The sequence below is a fragment of the Flintibacter hominis genome (genome assembly GCF_014287965.1).
GTDB lineage: Bacteria > Bacillota > Clostridia > Oscillospirales > Oscillospiraceae > Lawsonibacter > Lawsonibacter aceti.
In genome coordinates, this window is the sequence record NZ_JACOPO010000025.1 from 1 (window position 1) to 1813 (window position 1813).

Annotated in this window: 2 protein-coding genes and 1 pseudogene; 1 reads left to right on the forward strand and 2 read right to left on the reverse strand. The window is 49.1% G+C overall.

Going from position 1 to position 1813, the window contains the following annotated elements; genetic code table 11:
- A pseudogene (locus H8S11_RS13665) lies at nucleotides 1–191 on the reverse strand (hypothetical protein); the annotation flags it as partial.
- 156 nt (nucleotides 192–347) lie between these two features.
- On the opposite strand from H8S11_RS13665, the gene tnpB reads away from it, so the two are divergent.
- Complete coding sequence (gene tnpB / locus H8S11_RS13670; RefSeq protein ID WP_186853529.1) at nucleotides 348–1466, forward strand: IS200/IS605 family element RNA-guided endonuclease TnpB; 1119 nt, start codon at nucleotides 348–350, stop codon at nucleotides 1464–1466.
- A 167-nt stretch (nucleotides 1467–1633) separates the two neighbouring features.
- On the opposite strand, the gene H8S11_RS13795 is transcribed toward tnpB, so the two are convergent.
- A partial coding sequence (locus H8S11_RS13795; protein ID WP_207722010.1) for a hypothetical protein occupies nucleotides 1634–1813 on the reverse strand: 180 nt, incomplete at its 5' end.

A 1813-nucleotide genomic window follows, 5' to 3' on the forward strand; every position in this document is an offset into this window, starting at 1 on the left:
CAGGTATAGTCGCCTTGGCAGTACAGAGTGCTTTGCCCGTACTTCATATCAACGCCCGCCACGATTACCCATCGTCCATACTGCGGTATACCGGGCGTTTGCACCCACACCGGCTCCCCGTCCATATCCCGTAACTGCTCGATGGTCAGCGCCTCATTCGGCGGGGTGAGGGTGGGCATATTTTGCTCCATAATTGACTTTTCCTCCTCAATTTGTTATAATATTTATGTAGAGATTGCGGATCTACACAATATATTTGTGCATTTCGGGAACTTGTTCCCGTTTGCAATCACGCCCGTTGAGTGCCGCAATCGCTCAATGGGCGTTTTTGATTGTGGGGTGAGAAAGTGGAATATTCGTACAAGTTCAGGATTTATCCTACGAAACCTCAAGAGGAACTAATTCAAAAAACATTTGGATGCTGTAGATTTGTGTATAACTACTTTCTCACCAGAAGGAAAGATGTTTACAATACTACAAAAAAGGCACTTGGCTTTTATGCGTGTAGCAAAGAATTAACACAATTAAAGCAAATCAATTTATGGCTTACAGAAGTTGATTCATATTCTCTGGAAACATCAATTAAAGACCTTGATTATTCTTTCAAAAATTTTTTCCGACGCATTAAAACTGGTGAAGTTCCTGGATTCCCTCAATTTAAGTCAAAGCGTTCTTCTCGAAAATCTTATAGGACGAGAAATCTTGCGAAAGATAACAACATACGCTTTGAGGGGAGGAATATCCGATTACCAAAACTCGGCCTTGTGAAGTGCCGTGTTTCTAAAGAGGTCAAGGGCCGCATCCTCTCTGCAACCGTCAGCCAGAACCCCAGCGGCAAATATTTTGTCGCTCTGTGCTGTACCGATGTGGAGATAGACCCGCTCCCCGGAACCGGGGCGGTAGTTGGCCTCGACATGGGGCTTAAGTCATTTGCCATCACCTCCGATGGAGTGGAATGCCCTAACCACAAGTTCCTGGCCAAGAGCATCCGCAAGCTGGCCCGCCTCCAACGCCAGCTCTCCCGAAAATCAAAGGGGAGCAAGCGCCGGGCGAAAGCAAGGGTGAAAGTGGCCCGGTTGCAGGAACACGTCGCCAACCAGCGGCAGGACACCCTACATAAACTCTCCACCCAGCTTGTCCGGGACTATGATCTAATCAGCATTGAGGACTTAGCCCCTAAGAACATGGTGAAGAACCATTCTCTGGCCCGGTCAATCTCCGACGCTTCCTGGGGCGAGTTCCGCCGACAGTTGGAGTACAAGGCGGCGTGGTACGGGAAACAGGTGGTCACAGTAGACCGCTTCTTTCCGTCCAGTCAGTTGTGCTCCGCTTGCGGCGCTCAGTGGACCGGAACCAAGGACTTGTCCGTCCGGGAATGGACTTGCCCCTCTTGTGGTGCTATCCACGATAGGGACATCAACGCTGCAAAAAACATCTTAAACGAGGGCCTGCGCCTATTGGCGTAGGCTATGCACGGTAGGGCGTGGCACGCCCAAACCTAACGCTCGGGGAGAGTATGTAAGACTTGATTTTTCAAGCAACGCTCGTTGAACCGAGAATCCTTAGCTAAAGGATTGCCAAAATCTCTCCATCACCATCTCCACGGCCTCGTCCGTCATGGCTGGGCCTCCTCTCACAAATAGCCATTATTTTTCTTTTTCGCTGCGATGTTGGACAATACATCCTGCAAGTCAAATGCCTCGATGTGGCACTTCCAGTTTTCAGAGCCGAACAAGCGGAAAATACAATTTTGGCAGGATGACTGTTGCTTGCAAAAATCAGCAATGGTCTGAGCAGCTTCCAGAGCCTTTTT